Below are 17,504 nucleotides of genomic sequence, written 5' to 3'. Positions count from 1 at the left end.
AAGACTCAAGGCGGAGACTCGGGCATGATGCAAAGTAGACACCGAAAGTTAACGGAAAGGCAAACCGGCCCCGTGAAAAAGCCTGTTCACAACCCTCGCGAAGTCGCTGAAATCGTTGCGATTCAGGCCCTGTCCTTTGTCGCGGGCGACCCCGAGCGGCTGGGCCTGTTCCTGGCTGAGACAGGGGTCGGTCCGGAGACCCTCCGGAACGCCGCCGCGGACCCGAATTTCCTCCTCAACGTGCTCGATTTCGTGCTGCGCGATGACGCCACTGTGAAGGCCTTCGCGACAGCCTCGGAGCTGCATCCGACCAACGTTGCGGCAGCGCGGCAGGTGCTCGGCGACGCGCTCGGCGACCCCTCCTGGGAGCGCGACGTGCCGTGAGCGCGCCCGACCCGGCCGGGCCCCGCTGCTTCTGCCGGGATTGTCTGGCCGATCTGGACGTAACTGTACGGCGCTGCACGGCCTGCGGTTCCCCCCGCCTCGTCCGCCACCGGACGCTGGCGAGCCTGACCATCGCCCATATCGACTGCGACGCCTTCTACGCGACGGTCGAGAAGCGCGACAATCCTGATATCGCCGACAAGCCCGTCATCATCGGCGGGGGCAAGCGCGGCGTGGTGTCGGCCGCCTGCTACATCGCGCGGACCTACGGCGTGCGCTCGGCGATGCCGATGTTCAAGGCGCTCGACGCCTGCCCGCATGCCACTGTGATCCCGCCCGACATGGCCAAATATGTCCGCGTCGGCCGCGAGGTGCGCCAGGCCATGCAGGCGCTGACGCCGCTGGTCGAGCCGCTCTCGATCGACGAAGCCTTCCTCGATCTCTCCGGCACCGAGCGCGTGCACGGCATGATCCCGGCAAAGGTGCTGGCGCGCTTTGCCCGCGAGGTCGAGCGCGACATCGGCATCACCGTCTCGGTCGGCCTGTCCTGCAACAAGTTCCTCGCCAAGATCGCCTCCGACCTCGACAAGCCGCGCGGCTTTGCCGCGCTCGATCAGGAGGAGGCGCGCGTGATGCTGGCGGACAAGCCGGTCGGCTTCATCTTCGGCGTGGGGCCTGCGACCCAGGAGCGCCTGGTGCAGCGCGGCTTCCGCGTCATCGCCGACCTGCAGAAGGCCGACGAGATCGAGATGATGCGGCAGTTTCCGAGCGACGGCCGCAGGCTGTGGCGGCTCGCGCGCGGCATCGACGACCGCCGCGTCGAACCGGACCGCGGTGCCAAGACGATTTCCAGCGAAACCACCTTCGAGACCGACATCCGCGATTTTGCGACGCTGGAGAAGATCCTGTGGCGGCTCTGCGAGAAGACGTCGTCGCGGCTGAAGAGCAGCGAGCTCGCCGGCTCCACCGTGACGCTGAAGCTGAAGACCGCCGATTTCCGCCAGCGCACCCGCTCGCAGTCGATCGCCGCACCGACGCAGCTCGCCGCGAAGATCTTCTCGATCTGCCGCGAAATGCTGGCGAAGGAGATCGACGGCACCGCTTTCCGCCTGATGGGGGCCGGCGTCAGCGCGCTGCGCGAGGGATCGGCGATCGACGACACCGACATGCTCGACCGCCGTGCCGCCCACGCCGAGCGCGCGGTGGACAGCCTGCGCAAGAAGTTCGGCAGCGCCGCGGTGATCCGCGGCATCGCCTATGACGGGCCGGAGAAGGCGCAGGAGTGAACGAGTCCGGTTTAGCTCAGTCGCGTTCGAAGACCCGTGCACCCGGATAGGCGCGCCTGGCGTACTGAACGACCAGCTGCCGATCCTGCGTTTCCAGGAACGGCGTTCGGATCTGGCAAGATCCGACGATGAGGTGCCATAAGCCGTTGAGCTTTCGAATGACCACGTTCATTTGAGTTTCCTCGCAGTGACCCGAGTGGACTCAAATTGTAAGAATCTCCCGCCGTCGCTCAATTGTACCAGCGTAAGCTCGGCGCATGAGAAGGATTAGAGGAGATATACAAAGGTATGTTGGACATGGCTTCCACGGCCGTCGGCGCCGACAGCTTCGCAAGGGCGCCCCTCCCTGTCCGGAGGCCCGCACCGTGACCGGCGAACGCGATCTCGACGCGCTGCTGAAAGGCATGAATCCGGAGATGATGGACGGCACCTTCGTGTTCTGCGTGCTTGCGCCGGGCGTGAACATTCCAGCCACGATCAACCCGATGCTGACATTCCGGGAGCGCGAAGGAATAACGCTGGTGATGCTGCGCGAGGAAGCCGAAGCGGCGGGACTAAGCCACGCATTCGCCTCGCGCCTGATCACGCTGACGGTTCACTCCGCACTCGATGCAGTCGGCTTCCTGGCGGCCATCACCGCGCGCCTCGCCGGGGCCGGCATCAGCGTGAACGCCGTGTCGGCCTTTCATCACGACCACCTCTTCGTGCCGGTTGACCGGGCCGACGAAGCGATGGCCATTCTGCACGAGATATCCAAGGCGAGACACCCGTAGCCCGGATGGAGCGCAGCGAAATCCGGGACAGTGCATCCTCAGCGACGGATTTCCCGGATTACGCTTCGCTCCATCCGGGCTACGGCCGCGAACACAGCGGAAGCAGCTTGTCGCGTGTCAGAGGTGCGAGCTTGACAGCTCCGGGCGAGGACGGATCGAGCCACAGGATCTCCTCGATCTCCGCCGCGGGCGTGACGGAATGGGCGATGACGACACGAAAAATGTCCGCATCGACCAGCCGGCCTGGCTCGTTGGCGGCCGGCGCCGTGTATCGCCCGACATAGGTCATCTCGCTCGGATCGACATCGATCCCGAGCTCCTCCGACAATTCGCGCCTCAGCGCGGCCTGCGGATGCTCGCCGGTCTCGATCTTTCCTCCGGGCTGCATGAAGCTTTCAGTCGCCTTCTTCCGGACCAGCAGGACGCGTCCGTCGCTCCTGCTCATCAGTGCGGCAGCAATCCGGATATTCTCCGACGTCATTCCGTCAACACCTCAATCCGCGACTGCGATCGCCTCGATCTCGATCAGCCATTCCGGCGCTGCGAGCGCGGAGACTCCGACTAGCGTTGAGGCCGGCGGCTCCATGCCTTCGAAGAAGGCCGAACGGGCCTTGCCGATGATCGGGCGCAGCTCCGGCTTGTAGTTCACGACGAAGGTCGTGATCTTCACGATGTTGGAATAGCTCGCGCCGGCCGCCTTCAGCGCATGTCCGAGATTCTGCATCACCTGCGTGGTCTGCGCGGCGATATCGCCCTCGCCGACGATCCGCCCCTCCTCGTCGGTCGAGACTTGGCCGGAGATATAGATGGTGCGCGCACCGGAGGCGGTGACGACGTGGGAATAAGCGGGATTGTGATGCAGGCCGCTGGGGCGGAGATGGTCGAGCTTGGGCATGGTTGGCTCCCCGGAGTTTGTGGTTGGGAGGTAGCGTAGCCGGAGAGTGTGACGAGAGCTAGATGCGACGAGCAGCGCTGATGCCCCCGTCATCCTGAGGTGCGAGCCGCGTGGCGCGAAGCGGCGCGCGGGGAGCCTCGAAGGATGTACGGCCGAGGTGCTGCAGCTGGGCCGTCGCCCTTCGAGGCTCGCCCTGCGGCAAGCCGCAGGACGCGCACCTCAGGGTGACGGTGATGGAGTGACGTGCGCGGTACGCAGCTGCACTGCCCCTCAATTACAGGGCTTGCTGTCCTTGGCGTCGAACTTGCCCATCGCGCCGGAGATGACGAAATCGTTGTAGTCGAGCACGAGCTGGCGCGAGACGCCGTTCTCGTAGAGCTCGAATGCCATCGCATAGACCGGCGTCTGCTCGCCTTCCTTCTGCTGGGCCTCGCGGTCGAAATAGCTGACCGTGACGGGCCAGCGCTTCAGCGACTTCATGTGCTCGTCCGACGTCGACGGATCGGCCGAGGTCGCACGGTCGGCAGCGATCGGCTGGCCGATCACGGTCAGCGTGTTGTAGACCTTCTGGCCGTCGTCGGAGCCGTCATAGACCGAGAGCTCGAGCAGCGACTTGCCCTCCTTGGCGGCGGCGATGATGCGCTGGATCTGCTCGGTCGGGAATACGATCTTGCCGTCGAGCGTGAAGCTCTTCGGCGCCGGCAGCTTGAGCTTGACGTTGATGTGGTCGCCGTCGCGTTCCGCCGAGCCGTCGACACGGCCGGCATCGGCCTCGTTCATCCGCGTCTCGATCTTGAAGCGGTAGCTCTTCCCCCCAGCGTCTTCCCAGGAATTGGAGCGGAGGTCGCTCAGCGTGACCTTGCCCTCGCCGCTGTCGAGCTCGGAGACCTGGCGGAATTCGGAGGTGTAGCCCTCGCAGGAGCTGCCGGTGAAATTGTAGAGGATTCGGCCGCGCGCGCTGTTGACCGAATTGGAGCGCGATTTGACGAGGCTGAGGTCATAGAGCGCCTGGTGCGCGAGGAACGGACCGTTGGCGGCCTGCGCCATTCCGCCCGAGCCGAAAGCGGCCGCCGCGAGCGCCATCACACCGAGCGAAGTCCGGAAAAGGTGCACCATGTCTCATCCCTGGAAAGCGCAGATTCGACATTTTAATGACCGTTCCATTGCGTCGCAACTGAGGCCGTTTCACGTAAAGTTGCGGCCCCGGCGTTGAACCTGCTGGCCTGCCTCAACAAACTGCAGCCCCCTCCAGTTGCTTGCATGTGGCGGCACGATGGGCGAAACAGGGCGCGCCCGGCGGCCTCAAAGGGAGCCGGGATGAATGATTTTTGGACAACGAGGTCGGACATGGCGGGCACGGTCGAGCAGAAACTGGCGGAACAGGGCATCAAGCTGCACGAGGCCCCCACCCCCGTCGCCAACTACGTCCCGTTCGTGCGGACCGGTAACCTGCTGTTCGTCTCGGGCCAGGTCTGCTTCGACCCCGCCGGCAAGCTGATCGCCAAGGGCAAGCTGGGCGCCGGCGTCTCGATCGAGGACGGCGCGGCCGCTGCGCGCGGCTGCGCGGTCAATCTGCTGGCTCAGGTCAAGGCCGCGCTCGGCGACCTCGACAAGGTCGTGCGCGTGGTGCGCCTCGGCGGCTTCATCAACTCGGCGCCGGACTTCCTGGACGGGCCGAAGGTGCTCAACGGCGCCTCCGACCTGATGGTCGCCGCCTTCGGTGACAAGGGCCGGCATGCCCGTACCACCGTCGGTGTCGCCTCGCTGCCCGCGGACGCGGCGGTCGAGGTCGAAGGCGTGTTCGAGGTCGCCTGACGCGCATGCGCGCTCCGGATTGGCTGACAGCCCGGCCGGTCGCCCATCGCGGCCTGCACGACATCTCCCGCGGCATCGTCGAGAACATGCCGGGCGCGGTTCAGGCTGCGATCGCGGGCAATTTCTCGATCGAGGTCGACATCCAGCTCTCGTCCGACGGCGAGGCCATGGTGCACCATGACCACGCGCTCGGCCGCCTCACCGAGGCCACCGGCGAGGTGGTCTCGAAAACGGCGGCTGAGTTGAGGGCGATCAGGTTCAAGGACACGGACGAGCGCATGATGTCGCTGTCCGACCTCTGCGCCATGGTCGCCGGCCGGGTGCCGCTGGTGATCGAGGTGAAGAGCCATTTCGGCGGCGACCGCAAGCTGGTGACGCGGATGGCCGAGGTGCTGGCGTCCTATCAGGGCCCTGCCGTCGGCATGTCCTTCGATCCGGACCAGGTGCTGGCGCTGCGCGAGCTGCTGCCGAACCGCCCGCGCGGCATCGTCGCGCAGCGGAGCTACGAGGACGAATATTGGGCCTACCTGACGCAGGAGCAGCGCGACAGCATGCTGTACCTGCGCCACGGCCTCCGGACCCAGCCGCATTTCGTCGCCTTCAAGGTCGATCACCTGCCGGCCCCCGCCCCCTGGATCGCCCGCAACGTCTTCGGCTGCGCCCTGCTCGGCTGGACCGTGCGCACGAGCGAGCAGCGGACGCGGGTCGGGCAGTATGCCGATCAGATGATCTTCGAGGGGTTCGTGCCGTAACCACACATTCGTGTCCCGGACGCGCTGCGGCGTGAAACGCCGCTGCGCAGAGCCGGGACCCAGAAGGTGGCGCGCTGCGCGGTGAGATGGGCCCCGGCTCCGCAGCGCACCGCACCGGACGATGCTTCGCATCGCCGGGGGCGCTGCACTGCGTCTGGGGCACGAGAGTGTCAGTTCCCGCCCTCTTGAAGTCGCTGCTGCAATGCACGATCTTGGGCACGATGGCATCATCTGAAATCACGCTTGAGGCGGTCCCTTCCATCGATGAAGTGTCTGCAGAGGATTGGGACGCCTGCGCCAATCCCGGCGGCCGCTGCACTGGGGTTGGCAACGGAACCTCATCCCCCCTCCCAGGCGATTCTCTCGGCCTCTTAGGACCCGCCTATAACCCGTTCGTCTCGCACGCCTTTCTGTCGGCCGTTGAGAAATCGGGTTCGGCGACGATCCGCACCGGGTGGGGCCCCCGGCATCTCGTGGCCAAGCTCGACGGCCGCGTCGCCGGAATCGTGCCCTGCTATCTGAAATCGCACAGCCAGGGCGAGTACGTCTTCGACCGCGGCTGGGCCGACGCCTATGAGCGCGCGGGCGGTCGCTATTACCCGAAGCTCCAGGTCTCGGTTCCCTTCACGCCGGCGACGGGGCCGCGGCTGCTCGTCCGCGACGGCGTCGATCGCGAGCGCATCACGGACGCGCTCGCAAGCGGGCTCGTGGCGCTGTGCGGCGTCAGCAAGGCTTCGTCCGTTCACGTCACCTTCGCGCGCGAGGCGGAATGGAAGCTGCTCGCCGAGCACGGCTTCCTCCAGCGCACCGACCAGCAGTTCCACTGGCACAACGAGGGCTTTTCCGGCTTCGACGATTTCCTGGCTACGCTGAACTCGCGCCACCGCAAGTCGATCAAGCGCGAGCGGCGCGACGCGCTCGCCGCGGGGATCACCATCCACTGGCTCACCGGCAAGGACATCACCGAGGATGCCTGGGACGCGTTCTTCATGTTCTACATGGAGACCGGCTCGCGCAAATGGGGCCGGCCGTATCTGACGCGCGAGTTCTTCTCACTGGTCGGCGAGACCATGGCAGAGGACGTGCTGCTGGTGATGGCCCGCCGCAACGGCCGCTGGATCGCGGGCGCGATCAACTTCATCGGCTCGGACACGCTGTTCGGCCGCAACTGGGGCGCGGTCGAGCATCATCCCTTCCTGCATTTCGAGGTCTGCTACTACCAGGCGATCGATTTCGCCATCAAACATGGCCTTGGGAATGTCGAAGCCGGCGCGCAGGGCGAGCACAAGATCGCGCGCGGCTACCTGCCGAAGACGACCCACTCCGCCCACTTCATCGCCGATCCGGGCCTCCGCCGCGCCATCGACGATTACCTCAAGCGCGAGCGCGCCTATGTCGCCGAGGCCGGACGGGAGCTCGCCGAGCTCGGCCCGTTCCGCAAAGGCGCCGACGAGGCGCCTTGACGGTTTGCCGTCGCTGGTGACAGTAAGCGCGAAAATCTTGGGAGCCGCCGCCATGACCGCCTACGACACCAACAACATCTTCGCAAAGATCCTGCGCGGCGAGCTGCCCTGCCACAAGGTGTACGAGGACGAGCACGTCTTCGCCTTCCTCGACATCATGCCGCGCGTCCCCGGCCACACGCTGGTGATCCCGAAGGCCCCTGCCCGCAACATCCTCGACATCGCGCCCGACGACTACGCTCACGTCGCCCGCGGCGCGAAGAAGATCGCGGCTGCCGCGATGAAGGCGTTCAAGGCCGACGGCATCACAGTGCAGCAATTCAACGAGGCCGCCGGCGGCCAGGTCGTGTTTCACCTGCACATGCACGTGATGCCGCGCCACGACGGCGTCGCCATGCTGCCGCCCGCGAGCCGCAAGGAAGACGTCAAGGTGCTGGAAGAGAACGCGACCAAGCTGATCGCGGCGTTGAAGGCGGGGTAGGTGTCAGCCCCGTAGCCCGGATGGAGCGCAGCGCAATCCGGGACCTTCGCCGCACTTCGTTGCGCTCGATGCGGGCTACGAGCTCTCTCCACTCGTCATTGCGAGCGGAGCGAAGCAATCCAGAATCTTTCCGCGGAGACAGTCTGGATTGCTTCGTCGCAAGGGCTCCTCGCAATGACGGAGGAGAGACCTCACTCCGTCTGGAAATCGCCCGGCTGCGGTGCGGCCAGCGGGGTGAACTCGCAGCGGTCGGGCTTGATGTCGATCAGCGGCGTGTTGTCGATGCAATCGAGGCCGCGCACCAGAATGGCATTGCCCTCGATGCCGACCAGCTTGACGATCGACGTCCCGATCGGGTTGGGCCGCACCGGCGAGCGCAGCGAAAACGTGCCGCGGGTCTTCTCGTTGTTCTTCGGGCTCTGCAGGATGATGTCGCGCCGCGACCGGTCAAGCCAGTAGAGCACTTCAAGATTGCTGTAGAAGTCGACGCCCTTGATGGCCGGCACGAACGGCTCGTAGATCACGAGGCGGCAGATCGGGCCGTCCTGGCGCCCCTGGCGCGGCGTCTCCAGCCGCGACGTCCAGGGCGTGCGGATGCGGCCGATGAAGACGAGGCCGGCATCCTCGGTGGACGGCAGCTCGATGGCGACCTCGCCTTCGCGGAGCTCGTTTTCGCGAACCATATTTCCTGTTCCTTGGCTTGTCGGAAGCGGTTTTAGCCCAACCACCACTTGCCGACCAGCATGAAGACTTCGCCCGTCACCACGCCCGCGAAGATCGAGCGGCGGCTCAGCAGGAACACGACGAGGCCGGCGCCGACCGCGCCGTAGCGCAGGGCATCGGGCACGCTAGCGAGCGCCCCCGGCGGCTGGACCACGATCTGGGCGATGACGCCGGCCAGGATGGCGGTTGCGACCGCCCTCACCCAGACCAGCAGCTCTGAGCCCTCGTCGATGCCGCCGCCGAACCACAGGCCCAGCATGCGCCAGATCTGGTTGGGAACGACGCCGGCGACGAACAGCACGACGAGCGCCTGCCAGTCGCCGATGAGCTGCGCGTAGCTCATGCGCGCACCTCCCGCCACCAATGCACACCATAGGCAATGGTGCCGGCCACAAGCCCGCTGACGAGGATGTCGAGGCCCGAGTTCATCTTCGCGGCCAGCGGATAGAGCAGGACGCCGAGCGCCAGCGCGACGACATCGGCGGCCTCGCGGCTGTTGCGTGCCGTCGAGAACAGGAACGACAGCGGCGTCAGCATCAGGATCGCCGCGCCCAGCGTCTGCGTGAGGTTGGCGGCGAGGAAATAGCCGACCGTGTTGGCGGTGAGGCACACCGAGACCAGACCGAAGCCAAGTCCGTTGACGAAGGCGATCCGCCGCTCGCGCGGCACCTGCGGCAGGAAGCGATGGCATTCGACCCACAGCGTCACGGCGGTGAGATGCGCCGCAAAGAACAGCTCACGCCGCCTGGTCGTCGGCGTGCGCATCAGCGGCAGCACCGAGACCACCATGGGAAACAGCCGGATCGCACTGACGGTGACGGCAATCGCCGACTGGATGATGGTGGCGCCCGAGCCGAGCGTGGTGATCAGGATGATCTGCGCCGGTCCCGCCCAGACGAACAGCGTCGAGCAGAGCGCCCAGAGCAGGCTGAAATGGCTGTCATGGGCCAGCGCGCCGATGCCGAGATAAGTCGCGAACAGGACGAGCGTGAGGATCGTCTGCGTGATCGAGCGCAGCCCCCAACCGAAGGCGCGCAAGGGACTTTGCCATTGAGGGGAATCGAGCGGAGGGAGCGCCACGGAACGGCCGGCTGAAGTTGCGGAATCGTGCCTGCATAACGGGCAATGTAGCGCCTCGCGTCAAGGAAGGCCCAGGCGGGGCTGGCATGCGCGCAAGGCCCTTAGCCTGTTACACCTCTGTTCTTCAGCACGAAGCAGGCGCCGCCCGCCTTGCGGATGCGGTTGCACAGATCATCCGCCTCGCTACGCGTGTCCGCGCCGATCCGCACCTGGTAGAACGCGCGCGTGCCGCGGCTGCGCATCACCGAGCGCAGCAGGCTCGGATCGCGCTCGCCGATCACCGCGCTCAGATGCGTGACCGCGCGGGAATACATCGCCAGCGCCTTGTTGCGGTCGAAGCCGGCGGCAAGCTGCACGCCCCAGATCTTGGCCGCGGCAAGCTCGACATGCTGCTCGAGCTCGGCGACGAACGGATTTGGCGCGCGCTTCAACAGCGCCATGAGATCGCGGCAGCTGGTGGGCGGCGAGCTCGGTGGCCCCTTGCCGGTGCTGCCTGCCTTGGCCCACGCGTCAACGCTCGTACCGGTGATGGCGTAGACATAGTTGCGGGTCTGCTCCGGCATCGGCCCGGTGCCGGCGAGCCATTCCTGCACGCGGCGCGGACCGGCGTTGTAGGCGGCTGCGGCAAGGCCGAGATTGCCGAACTGGTTGCGCAGCTCGTTCAGGAATTCGGCCGACTTCGGCAGCGCCTGCACCGGGTTGAAGGGATTGAGCAGCCCGCGCTCGCTGGCGGTGCCCGGCATGAACTGCGCGATCCCCTGGGCGTGCTCGCCGCTGCGCGTCATGGGCCCGACCGCATCGGCCTGGAAGCGGCTTTCCTGCCAGATCACGCGGGCGAAGAATTCCAGCGGCAGGCTGGCATCGCGTGCGGCGGCTTCGACGATCAGGCAGATCGATTCCCGCGTGTCGCTCTCGCGCGCATCCGCGGGCTTCTGCGGCGCCACCGCGAGCTCCTCGACGCTGGGAACGGCGACGTTGGTTTTTGCCGGGGAGCTGTCCCAGGCTGCAACGCGCGACGTCGAGACGAGCAGTGCGGCTATGAGGATTGATGCAATCCGCGCCAACACTGCCCAAGCATCAACGTGGCGCGCTGCGGCGCGGCATGCGACAAGATGATCCGCCATGTCGTGGCATCGTGCCATGGTTCAACGAGTTGCCAATATATGCTGCCTGACCTGCTTCGCCCAACGCGTTTCCTCGCCAAACGGATCCGCGCGATCCTGATCCTCGCCTCTCTCGTCCTGTCCGCCGCGCCGGCCTTGGCGCAGGTCAGCTGGCGGATGACCACGGAATACCCGCAAAACAACATTTCCGGGATCGGCCTCACCACTTTCGCCGATCGCGTCGCGGCGCGCACAAACGGTTTCGTGACCGTAGCTAACGCCTTCGACAACGAGCTCAAGATCAGCTCGGGCGAAATGCCGCGCGCCGCGCTGGATGGCCGCATCGCCGGCGGCGATGCCTTCGCAGGCGCACTGTCCGGCCTCGACCCGGTGCTCGGTCTGTCCACCCTGCCCTTTGTGGTGCAATCGGTCGATCTCGCCCGGGCCACCAACGCGCGGGCACGCCCGCTCTACGAGAAGGCCTTCGCCGCGCGCGGCCTCAAGCTGCTCTATCTGACGATCTGGCCGGCGACCGGCCTCTGGTCGGATCATGCGCTTACGGGTGCCGACGATCTGGCGAAGCTGAATTTGCGGGCCTATGACGCCAACTCCAGCGCGGTGATGCGCGCGGCCGGCGCCAATGCGCAGTTCCTGCCGATGGACAAGGCGCTGGCCGGCCTGAAGGACCATCAGCTCAACGCCTTCCTCACCTCCGGCGACGGCGGCGCGGGGCGAAAACTGTGGGACTTCCTGCCGCATTTCACCGCCATCAACTATGCGATGCCGGTCTCGATCGCCTTCGTCCGCAGCGAGGACTTTGCCGCGCTGTCAGAGCCGATGCAGCGCGAGGTGCTGGCGGCCGCTGCCGAGACCGAACAGCGCCAGTTCGCGCTGCTCGCCCATCGCACCGCCGAGAATTACGCGCGCATGCGCGAGAACGGCGTGAGCATCGTCGAGCCCGCGCCGCAATCCCTCGTCGCCGCCCTGCGCAGCGCCGCGTCAGGCACGATCACCGCCTGGGAGGCCCAGGCCGGCCCGGACGCCGCCGCCATCGTCGCCTGGGCCCGGCAGCAATGACGCAACGGGGCTTGACTTGAGGGCCCAGCCAACTAGCAACGGGCGGCAGTCTCAACGCCGGTTCCGCCCTGATGACCACGATCTATTTTGATCTCGACGGCACGCTGACCGACCCGAAGCCCGGGATCACCCGCTCGATCCAGTACGCGCTGGAGCGGCTGAGCCTCAAGGTCCCGAGCGAGGACGAGCTGACCTGGTGCATCGGGCCGCCGCTGCATGCCAGCCTGCAGAAGCTCACCGGCAGCGCGGAACTCGCGGACCGCGCGCTGCTGCTCTACCGCGAGCGTTTTTCCGATATCGGGCTGTTCGAGAACGAGGCCTATGCCGGCATCGTGGACACCCTGACGACGCTTGCGGCGACGACGCCGCGCATGTTCGTGGCGACCAGCAAGCCCGCGGTCTACGCCTCCCGCATCGTCGAACATTTCGGCTTGAAGCCGTATTTCGAGCGGGTGTTCGGCTCGGAGCTCGACGGCACGCGCGTCGACAAGCGCGACCTGCTGCGCTACGCGCTCGACGAGGCCAAGGTCGATCCGCGGCAGGCGATCATGATCGGCGACCGCAGCCACGACGTCGTCGGCGCCCGTACCAACGGCATGACCGCGATCGGCGTGCTCTACGGCTATGGCAGCGAGACCGAGCTGCGGGACGCCGGAGCGCATCACATCTGCGCCGCCCATCCCGAGCTGCTCGGCCACTGCGTTGCCTAAGCGGTCACAGTCTCGACCGCTGTGAGCATCCCCGTCTTGGCGTGGCAGTTCAGATATTCGAAGAACTGCTCGTCGGCGGCCGCCACCGTGACCTCGTGATAGAGCCGCAGCTTCGCTGACGGCCCGAGCGTCGAGAGATACTTCATCGCCGCACCGAAGATCCTGACATGGGTCGGATGCGACTCCGCCCAGCGCTCCAGCGCGGCGAGGCTTTTCCACCAGCTCTGGCCGTAGGACTTTTCGCTGACGCTGCCGTCGGCCGCGATCACATTCATGTAGCGATTGGCGTAGCAGCCGATGGCGAGGCCGTCGTTCTGCAAGAAGTCCATGCCCTCGCGCAGCACCGGCTCGACGTCGTCGAGATAGAGCTTTCGCTCGGACGCCTCGGTGTCGCTCCAGTCCTGCCCGGAGCGGATCAGGCAGAGATTCTCATGCGCCTTGACGCGCAGGCGCGCGCCGTCGCGGATCAGCTCCGGGCTACCGCCCGGTGACATCGCGTCGGTCTGCGACAGCGGAATGCGGTCGCGCATGCCACCCCAATAGGCGTGCTCCTGCACCTCGCCGCTCATGCCATCCGCGATGACGGCAACACCTTCGGGCCGGTCGGGCGAGGAGAACAGCGTCTCGTGCCGCGCCACGACGGGACGCAGCACCTCGATAAAGGTACCGATGCCTTCCCGCGCCTTGCCGGTCCACGCCTCCCGCGCCGGTGCGAACCAGGCATCGAAGCGCACGACGTCGTCCCAATAGGCAACCGTGACGATGGTCTCGTAGCCGGCCTGGTCGGCGTATTGCGCGCGGTCCCAATGGGACGGACCACCCTCGCCCGCGAACAGCCCTGCAAGGTCCCTCAGCGCCTCCATTGCGCCGGGCGGCGCCGCACCACGATACTGCAGGCCGAAATAGGCCATCACGACGCGATTCACGGCCGGCTTGTAGCGCGCCACGAAGGACGGATATGGCGGCCGGTAATCGTCCGGCACGCGCTTGTGGCGCGTGCGCGGGGTTTCGAGATGCAGAGGGATTGCGGATTCCATGCCGTGTCCTCCCCTTGGTTGCGGCGATCAGCTCGCCGCCGCGGCAATGTCCGTGGGCTCGATCGTGTCCACCGGCAGCGCGAACTGCTCGACGCGCTGGTAGCGCTTCTTGTTGAGCAGCAGCCGCGTCACGTCGGGCCGCGAATAATGCCCGGCGGGATCGGCGGCGTTCTTTGCAACGCCGATGGCGCCGAGATCGATCTCGGCGATCAGCAGCCCCTCCTGGTCCGGCGCGAGCCTGTCGCCGATCTGGCTGCCGTCGGGGCCGTAGATCGCGGCAAAGCCGCCGCCGGCATGCAGCAGCGCGTGCTTGTCCGGCCGGTCGCAGAGCTCGTCGATCATTGCTTGCGACACCGTCGCGCACGGAGCCAGCACGAAGCACGAGCCCTCCACCGCATAGACCCGGGACGCGGCATTGTTCACTTCCGCCCCTAACGCCGGCGCGAAGGGATCGTAGAGCGAGAAGCTCGGCCAGGCCGCGACATGCACCTGCTCGTTCTGTGCGTACATCGCGTATTTCGACAGCGGCTGGAGATGCTCCCAGCAGCACAGCGCGCCGAGCCGGCCGATGTCGGGCCGCGCATGCACGGCGAGATCGCTGCCGTCGCCTTCGCCATAGACGGTGCGCTCGGCATGGGTCGGCCGCAGCTTGCGGCGCCTGGCGATGGTCTCGCCGTCAGGCCCGATCAGCCACTGCGCGAGGTAAAGGCTGCCGCCGTCGCGCTCGGACAGGCCGATCACCGCCGTCAGCTTCGCCTTTCGGACCGCGTCGCGCAGGCGCTCGGCCTGCGGGCTGTCATAGGACAGCGAGTTGTCGAAATAGCGCTGCACGAAGCCGCGGCCGATCGCCCAGGCCGGCGAGTCCATCCAGATATGCCAGGGGTAACCGGGGATGAAAGCTTCCGGGAAGGCGATCAGCTTCGCCCCCTTCTCGGCCGCCTCCTTGATCAGCGCGATCGACTTGTCGATCGAGGCGTCGAGATCGAGCCAGGCGGGCGCCGCCTGCACCACCGCCACCTTGTATTTGGGATGTTCGATGCCCATGGCCGCCTCCATTGCCGGTTGATCGCGGACCTCGTCCGATGCAGTCTATTTGGCCAAGCCGGGCGGCCGGGCGCTCGACCGCGGCGGAACAAAAACTCGACTGGAAGGGACCGCCGCCCCGGTACGGGATTTGCCTCAGGTCAGGCTTGACCGGCACCAACATGCGGCTTTGCGGGGATGGGACAGGGAGGCTTGCCGATGACTATCCAGTTCACGACCGACGGCAGCCCCGGCTACCGGCGGCTCGCCCTCTGGCAGGACATCGTCTGCGACGTCTTCGTCGGGCTCGACTGCAAGTCCGACCTCGGCAGCGCCTTCCACGGCTCGGTGACGCAAGCCTCGCTCGGCAAGGCGGTGTGCTCCGACGTCTGCTCCGACCGCCAGCATGTGTTCCGCACACCCTCGCGCATCGCGCGCTCGGATCAGGATTTTGTCCTCGTCGCGCTCGGCAATCGCGGCGACGGCTGTGTGGTGCAGGACGGCCGCGAGACCGTGATCCATCCCGGCGAGTTCGCGCTCTACGACACCACGCGCCCCTATGAGCTGAAGTTCAACGACAGCTTCACCCAGACCATCTTCAAGGTGCCGCGCGAGATGCTGCAGCGCCGGTTAGGTGCCACCGAGACTCTCACCGCGATCTCGTTCGGCGCCGATGCACCGCTGGAACGGCTCGCCTATGATTTCATCATCAGGCTCTGCCAGAGCGCGGACCGTCTCGCGCCGAACAATGCGGCCGCCCTGTCGGAGCAGGCCGTCGACCTGCTGGCGATGGCGCTGAGCGAGCGGCTCGGCAAGACCACGCTGCCATCCTCGACCCATCGCTCCGCCCTGCTCTACCGGCTGAAGGCCCATATCCGCGCGCATCTCGCCGACCCCGACCTCTCGCTGGCCGAGACTGCAGCCGCGCTCGGCATCTCGCCTCGCTACGTGAACGATCTCCTCGCCGACGAGGAGACGTCGTTCCAGCGCCACGTTCTCGCCGAACGTCTCGGCCAATGCCGGCGCGACCTCGTTTCGCCCGTGCTCACCCATCGCCACATCAGCGAGATCGCATTCGCCTGGGGCTTCAACGACCTCTCGCATTTCGGCCGCGTCTTCCGCGAACATTTCGGGATGTCGCCGCGCGAGTTCAGGCAGAGCCAGTTGCCGCACTGAGCAGCTATCACGCGGAGCCTTCGTTCGGGACGAAGGCAGCGCTCGCCAATTGCAGATTGTCTTGCCGTCCGGCCTGCCGCAGGCTGTGGCACATGAGGAGCAACGCCACCATAAGCGGATCGGAGCTGCTGCTGGGCGCGATCGCATTCCGGCTCGCGATGCTGGTTCTCGTCGGCTGGAGCCTCACCTTGTTGCCGCGGCAGCCGCATGATGGCGATGCCGCCTGTTCTCCTTCAACAAGAATTGAGGCTCTGGCTGCATCGAATCCGGTCGGCACGCGCGTTGCCGATACGGCCTTCGATGACATGCTTCGGCACGACTAGCCCGCTCCCAAGCAAGGCCGGTATGTGAGCGCGTCGTAGGACGGCGCGCCTGCTTGCACTAACATCCCGAACGAAAGGCCGCGCCGATCAATCAGCGGCCAGCCGAGGAGCATATCGATGGAATACCGACGCTTGGGCCGGTCCGGCCTCATGGTGCCCGCTTTGAGTCTTGGGACCGGCACGTTCGGCGGCGTCGGCCGCCTCGCGGCCTGGGGCACGACGGACGCGACCGAAGCGCGACGCCTTCTCGACATCTGCCTCGAGGCCGGCGTGTCGATGTTCGACACCGCGAACGTCTATTCGCTCGGCGAGTCCGAACGCGTGCTCGGCGAGGCCATCAAAGGCCGCCGCGACAAGGTCCTGATCTCGACCAAGGCCACCTTCCGCTTCGGCGACGGCCCCAACGACATCGGCTCGTCGCGGCAGCATCTGCTCGCGGCCATCGACGGTTCGCTGAGCCGGCTCGGCACCGACTACATCGACCTGTTCCAGCTCCATGGCTTCGACGCCTTCACGCCGCCCGAAGAGGTGCTCTCGACCCTCGACGTGCTGGTGCGCGCCGGCAAGATCCGTTACGTCGGCGTCTCGAATTTCTCGGGCTGGCACCTGATGAAGTCGCTCAATGTTGCCGACAAGCACGGCTTCCCGCGCTACGTCGCCAACCAGACCTATTATTCGCTGATCGGCCGCGACTACGAATGGGAGCTGATGCCGCTCGGCGTCGACCAGGGCCTCGGCGCAGTGGTGTGGTCGCCGCTCGGCTGGGGACGCCTCACCGGCAAGATCCGGCGCGGCCAGCCGAAGCCCGAAGTCAGCCGCCTGCCGAAGACCGCCGAGTTCGGCCCGCCCGTGCCGGACGAGCACGTCTATCGCGTGGTCGACGCGATCGACGAGATCGCGAAGGAGACCGGCAAGAGCGTCTCGCAGATCGCTCTCAACTGGCTGCTGCAGCGCCCCACCGTCTCGACGCTGATCATCGGTGCGCGCAACGAGGCGCAGCTGCGCGAGAATCTCGGCGCGGTCGGCTGGTCATTGACCAAGGACCAGATGGCCAAGCTCGATGCCGCGAGCAAGGTGACGCTGCCCTATCCCTACTGGCACCAGCGCACCACCTTCACCGATCGCAATCCGCCGGCGGTGTAGCGACCGCCCTTGAGCTGCATCAAGCCCGCCTGCGTCGGCCGTGCCATCCTGCGGCCCTCGCGAGGCTTCCGATGCACCGATTTGCCATGAAGGCCCTGTTCGCGGTGCTCAGTCTCAACCGCGCCGAGCGGACGCGCATCGACTGGGATCGCACCGTCATCGCCGCCTCGACCGCGGTGACGCTCGGCCTCGTGACGTTCTACATCTTCGGAAAGTGGACGGGGCGCTGGTAGTCCGGCGGCGGCGTTTTCCAACCCATT

General features: G+C 66.4%; 23 protein-coding genes. 13 read left to right on the top strand and 10 right to left on the bottom strand.

Annotation, left to right across the window (positions count from 1 at the left end; all coding sequences use genetic code 11):
• The first annotated feature begins 72 nt into the window (after positions 1-72).
• Together JQ617_RS04080 and JQ617_RS04075 are read left to right on the top strand one after the other, a co-directional pair.
• On the top strand, positions 73-384 hold the full coding sequence (locus JQ617_RS04080; RefSeq protein ID WP_145666728.1) for a DUF3572 domain-containing protein: 312 nt from the start codon (positions 73-75) through the stop codon (positions 382-384).
• The gene (locus JQ617_RS04075; protein WP_212024592.1) at positions 381-1,670 is read left to right on the top strand and encodes a DNA polymerase IV; all 1,290 of its coding nucleotides are present in this window, start codon (positions 381-383) and stop codon (positions 1,668-1,670) included. The genes JQ617_RS04080 and JQ617_RS04075 overlap by 4 nt, the downstream gene beginning before the upstream one ends.
• A gap of 16 nt (positions 1,671-1,686) precedes the next feature.
• Here the strand turns inward: JQ617_RS04075 and JQ617_RS04070 are convergent, their stop codons facing one another.
• On the bottom strand, positions 1,687-1,842 hold the full coding sequence (locus JQ617_RS04070; RefSeq protein WP_167358202.1) for a hypothetical protein: 156 nt from the start codon (positions 1,840-1,842) through the stop codon (positions 1,687-1,689).
• Between the two features lie 193 nt (positions 1,843-2,035).
• Between JQ617_RS04070 and JQ617_RS04065 the strand changes: the two genes are divergently transcribed.
• Complete coding sequence (locus JQ617_RS04065; RefSeq protein ID WP_212024591.1) at positions 2,036-2,443, top strand: ACT domain-containing protein; 408 nt, start codon at positions 2,036-2,038, stop codon at positions 2,441-2,443.
• Between the two features lie 79 nt (positions 2,444-2,522).
• Here JQ617_RS04065 and JQ617_RS04060 read toward each other — a convergent pair whose 3' ends face one another.
• The 3 genes from JQ617_RS04060 to JQ617_RS04050 form a co-directional block, all read right to left on the bottom strand.
• The gene (locus JQ617_RS04060; protein ID WP_212024589.1) at positions 2,523-2,924 is read right to left on the bottom strand and encodes an NUDIX hydrolase; all 402 of its coding nucleotides are present in this window, start codon (positions 2,922-2,924) and stop codon (positions 2,523-2,525) included.
• Positions 2,925-2,936: 12 nt separating this feature from the next.
• Positions 2,937-3,338 (bottom strand): RidA family protein, encoded by a 402-nt coding sequence (locus JQ617_RS04055; protein WP_063682982.1) that lies wholly within the window; start codon positions 3,336-3,338, stop codon positions 2,937-2,939.
• 270 nt (positions 3,339-3,608) lie between these two features.
• A complete protein-coding gene (locus tag JQ617_RS04050) occupies positions 3,609-4,454 on the bottom strand; it encodes a cell envelope integrity EipB family protein (RefSeq protein WP_212024587.1) in 846 nt (281 codons plus the stop codon).
• 231 nt (positions 4,455-4,685) lie between these two features.
• Between JQ617_RS04050 and JQ617_RS04045 the strand changes: the two genes are divergently transcribed.
• The 4 genes from JQ617_RS04045 to JQ617_RS04030 all read left to right on the top strand — a co-directional run bounded on the left by JQ617_RS04045 (position 4,686) and on the right by JQ617_RS04030 (position 7,849).
• A complete protein-coding gene (locus JQ617_RS04045) occupies positions 4,686-5,153 on the top strand; it encodes a RidA family protein (protein WP_014494672.1) in 468 nt (155 codons plus the stop codon).
• A gap of 5 nt (positions 5,154-5,158) precedes the next feature.
• Positions 5,159-5,905: a glycerophosphodiester phosphodiesterase gene (locus JQ617_RS04040; RefSeq protein ID WP_212024585.1), complete on the top strand. Its 747-nt coding sequence runs from the start codon at positions 5,159-5,161 to the stop codon at positions 5,903-5,905.
• Between the two features lie 221 nt (positions 5,906-6,126).
• Positions 6,127-7,368: a GNAT family N-acetyltransferase gene (locus tag JQ617_RS04035; protein WP_212024583.1), complete on the top strand. Its 1,242-nt coding sequence runs from the start codon at positions 6,127-6,129 to the stop codon at positions 7,366-7,368.
• A 52-nt stretch (positions 7,369-7,420) separates the two neighbouring features.
• Positions 7,421-7,849, top strand: coding sequence for an HIT domain-containing protein (locus JQ617_RS04030; protein ID WP_212024581.1), 429 nt, complete (start codon positions 7,421-7,423; stop codon positions 7,847-7,849).
• A gap of 191 nt (positions 7,850-8,040) precedes the next feature.
• On the opposite strand, the gene tsaA is transcribed toward JQ617_RS04030, so the two are convergent.
• The 4 genes from tsaA to JQ617_RS04010 all read right to left on the bottom strand — a co-directional run bounded on the left by tsaA (position 8,041) and on the right by JQ617_RS04010 (position 10,794).
• Positions 8,041-8,532: a tRNA (N6-threonylcarbamoyladenosine(37)-N6)-methyltransferase TrmO gene (gene tsaA / locus JQ617_RS04025; RefSeq protein WP_212024579.1), complete on the bottom strand. Its 492-nt coding sequence runs from the start codon at positions 8,530-8,532 to the stop codon at positions 8,041-8,043.
• Between the two features lie 32 nt (positions 8,533-8,564).
• Entirely contained in the window at positions 8,565-8,915 is a 351-nt protein-coding gene (locus JQ617_RS04020) for an AzlD domain-containing protein (RefSeq protein WP_212024577.1), read from the bottom strand.
• Positions 8,912-9,652, bottom strand: a complete 741-nt coding sequence (locus tag JQ617_RS04015; RefSeq protein WP_212024575.1) for an AzlC family ABC transporter permease — start codon at positions 9,650-9,652, stop codon at positions 8,912-8,914. The genes JQ617_RS04020 and JQ617_RS04015 overlap by 4 nt, the downstream gene beginning before the upstream one ends.
• Positions 9,653-9,753: 101 nt before the next feature.
• Positions 9,754-10,794, bottom strand: coding sequence for a lytic transglycosylase domain-containing protein (locus JQ617_RS04010; protein ID WP_249156613.1), 1,041 nt, complete (start codon positions 10,792-10,794; stop codon positions 9,754-9,756).
• A 21-nt stretch (positions 10,795-10,815) separates the two neighbouring features.
• Between JQ617_RS04010 and JQ617_RS04005 the strand changes: the two genes are divergently transcribed.
• Positions 10,816-11,832: a TRAP transporter substrate-binding protein gene (locus JQ617_RS04005; protein WP_212024573.1), complete on the top strand. Its 1,017-nt coding sequence runs from the start codon at positions 10,816-10,818 to the stop codon at positions 11,830-11,832.
• A 71-nt stretch (positions 11,833-11,903) separates the two neighbouring features.
• Positions 11,904-12,542: an HAD family hydrolase gene (locus JQ617_RS04000; protein WP_212024571.1), complete on the top strand. Its 639-nt coding sequence runs from the start codon at positions 11,904-11,906 to the stop codon at positions 12,540-12,542.
• On the opposite strand, the gene JQ617_RS03995 is transcribed toward JQ617_RS04000, so the two are convergent.
• Together JQ617_RS03995 and JQ617_RS03990 are read right to left on the bottom strand one after the other, a co-directional pair.
• On the bottom strand, positions 12,539-13,579 hold the full coding sequence (locus JQ617_RS03995; RefSeq protein ID WP_212024569.1) for a phenylacetaldoxime dehydratase family protein: 1,041 nt from the start codon (positions 13,577-13,579) through the stop codon (positions 12,539-12,541). The genes JQ617_RS04000 and JQ617_RS03995 overlap by 4 nt on opposite strands.
• Before the next feature lie 27 nt (positions 13,580-13,606).
• Positions 13,607-14,623 (bottom strand): carbon-nitrogen hydrolase family protein, encoded by a 1,017-nt coding sequence (locus JQ617_RS03990; protein ID WP_212024567.1) that lies wholly within the window; start codon positions 14,621-14,623, stop codon positions 13,607-13,609.
• Between the two features lie 198 nt (positions 14,624-14,821).
• Here JQ617_RS03990 and JQ617_RS03985 point away from each other — a divergent pair, with 198 nt between their 5' ends.
• The 4 genes from JQ617_RS03985 to JQ617_RS03970 all read left to right on the top strand — a co-directional run bounded on the left by JQ617_RS03985 (position 14,822) and on the right by JQ617_RS03970 (position 17,477).
• Entirely contained in the window at positions 14,822-15,778 is a 957-nt protein-coding gene (locus JQ617_RS03985; RefSeq protein ID WP_212024566.1) for an AraC-like ligand-binding domain-containing protein, read from the top strand.
• A 92-nt stretch (positions 15,779-15,870) separates the two neighbouring features.
• Positions 15,871-16,101, top strand: a complete 231-nt coding sequence (locus tag JQ617_RS03980; RefSeq protein WP_212024564.1) for a hypothetical protein — start codon at positions 15,871-15,873, stop codon at positions 16,099-16,101.
• Positions 16,102-16,218: 117 nt separating this feature from the next.
• Positions 16,219-17,244, top strand: coding sequence for an aldo/keto reductase (locus JQ617_RS03975; RefSeq protein WP_212024562.1), 1,026 nt, complete (start codon positions 16,219-16,221; stop codon positions 17,242-17,244).
• A 71-nt stretch (positions 17,245-17,315) separates the two neighbouring features.
• Positions 17,316-17,477: a hypothetical protein gene (locus tag JQ617_RS03970; protein WP_212024560.1), complete on the top strand. Its 162-nt coding sequence runs from the start codon at positions 17,316-17,318 to the stop codon at positions 17,475-17,477.
• The last annotated feature ends 27 nt before the right edge of the window (positions 17,478-17,504 follow it).

Origin of the sequence: Bradyrhizobium sp. KB893862 SZCCT0404, from assembly GCF_018130885.1 — a bacterium.
GTDB classification, from domain to species: Bacteria; Pseudomonadota; Alphaproteobacteria; order Rhizobiales; family Xanthobacteraceae; genus Bradyrhizobium; species Bradyrhizobium stylosanthis.
Note: the sequence above shows the minus strand (reverse complement) of the source record. Positions and strands in the feature narration are given on the sequence as shown.

Excerpts from the sequence above, each read along its gene's own strand:
- JQ617_RS04070 (WP_167358202.1), bottom strand. The coding sequence starts at position 1,842 with ATGAACGTGGTCATTCGAAAGCTCAACGGCTTATGGCACCTCATCGTC.
- JQ617_RS04060 (WP_212024589.1), bottom strand. The coding sequence starts at position 2,924 with ATGACGTCGGAGAATATCCGGATTGCTGCCGCACTGATGAGCAGGAGC.
- JQ617_RS04055 (WP_063682982.1), bottom strand. The coding sequence starts at position 3,338 with ATGCCCAAGCTCGACCATCTCCGCCCCAGCGGCCTGCATCACAATCCC.
- JQ617_RS04050 (WP_212024587.1), bottom strand. The coding sequence starts at position 4,454 with ATGGTGCACCTTTTCCGGACTTCGCTCGGTGTGATGGCGCTCGCGGCG.
- JQ617_RS04045 (WP_014494672.1), top strand. The coding sequence starts at position 4,686 with ATGGCGGGCACGGTCGAGCAGAAACTGGCGGAACAGGGCATCAAGCTG.
- JQ617_RS04040 (WP_212024585.1), top strand. The coding sequence starts at position 5,159 with ATGCGCGCTCCGGATTGGCTGACAGCCCGGCCGGTCGCCCATCGCGGC.
- JQ617_RS04035 (WP_212024583.1), top strand. The coding sequence starts at position 6,127 with ATGGCATCATCTGAAATCACGCTTGAGGCGGTCCCTTCCATCGATGAA.
- JQ617_RS04030 (WP_212024581.1), top strand. The coding sequence starts at position 7,421 with ATGACCGCCTACGACACCAACAACATCTTCGCAAAGATCCTGCGCGGC.
- tsaA (WP_212024579.1), bottom strand. The coding sequence starts at position 8,532 with ATGGTTCGCGAAAACGAGCTCCGCGAAGGCGAGGTCGCCATCGAGCTG.
- JQ617_RS04020 (WP_212024577.1), bottom strand. The coding sequence starts at position 8,915 with ATGAGCTACGCGCAGCTCATCGGCGACTGGCAGGCGCTCGTCGTGCTG.
- JQ617_RS04010 (WP_249156613.1), bottom strand. The coding sequence starts at position 10,794 with ATGGCACGATGCCACGACATGGCGGATCATCTTGTCGCATGCCGCGCC.
- JQ617_RS04005 (WP_212024573.1), top strand. The coding sequence starts at position 10,816 with ATGCTGCCTGACCTGCTTCGCCCAACGCGTTTCCTCGCCAAACGGATC.
- JQ617_RS04000 (WP_212024571.1), top strand. The coding sequence starts at position 11,904 with ATGACCACGATCTATTTTGATCTCGACGGCACGCTGACCGACCCGAAG.
- JQ617_RS03995 (WP_212024569.1), bottom strand. The coding sequence starts at position 13,579 with ATGGAATCCGCAATCCCTCTGCATCTCGAAACCCCGCGCACGCGCCAC.
- JQ617_RS03990 (WP_212024567.1), bottom strand. The coding sequence starts at position 14,623 with ATGGGCATCGAACATCCCAAATACAAGGTGGCGGTGGTGCAGGCGGCG.
- JQ617_RS03985 (WP_212024566.1), top strand. The coding sequence starts at position 14,822 with ATGACTATCCAGTTCACGACCGACGGCAGCCCCGGCTACCGGCGGCTC.
- JQ617_RS03980 (WP_212024564.1), top strand. The coding sequence starts at position 15,871 with ATGAGGAGCAACGCCACCATAAGCGGATCGGAGCTGCTGCTGGGCGCG.
- JQ617_RS03975 (WP_212024562.1), top strand. The coding sequence starts at position 16,219 with ATGGAATACCGACGCTTGGGCCGGTCCGGCCTCATGGTGCCCGCTTTG.
- JQ617_RS03970 (WP_212024560.1), top strand. The coding sequence starts at position 17,316 with ATGCACCGATTTGCCATGAAGGCCCTGTTCGCGGTGCTCAGTCTCAAC.